The sequence below is a fragment of the Geobacillus sp. ZGt-1 genome (assembly GCF_001026865.1).
Lineage (GTDB): Bacteria > Bacillota > Bacilli > Bacillales > Anoxybacillaceae > Geobacillus > Geobacillus thermoleovorans.
This window is the reverse complement of record NZ_LDPD01000121.1, coordinates 1-286: the sequence shown is the minus strand read 5'-3', so window position 1 is coordinate 286 and position 286 is coordinate 1. Positions and strand designations below refer to the sequence as shown.

1 protein-coding gene is annotated in these 286 nt (G+C 50.7%); it reads right to left on the bottom strand.

The window, feature by feature from the left end:
- On the bottom strand, window positions 1-286 hold a 286-nt coding region (locus tag VU18_RS15975; RefSeq protein WP_047758507.1), incomplete at both ends, for an ATP-binding protein.

The following is a 286-nucleotide window of genomic DNA, read 5'->3' as shown; positions in this document are numbered from 1 at the left end:
GCTGATTGAGCCGCAGCTTCCCCTGTAAATGGGGCAGCCCGGCCAAAATCAAGACAAATGGGTTGGTCGAATCCATCTCAAAGTTGAACAAGATGGCGATGTCCTGTAAAAATGCATCCTTTGCTAAATGCATCTCGTCCAAAATGAACACCGGCGTGATCCGTCGTTCATGATACAATCGCTCGATCGCCTGCTGGATTTGGCGGAAGAGATCTACCTTGCGGTACTTCGGTTCCTCTCCTAATCCCAAGGCCAGTCCACGGTAAAAATCCATCACGCCTCCGGT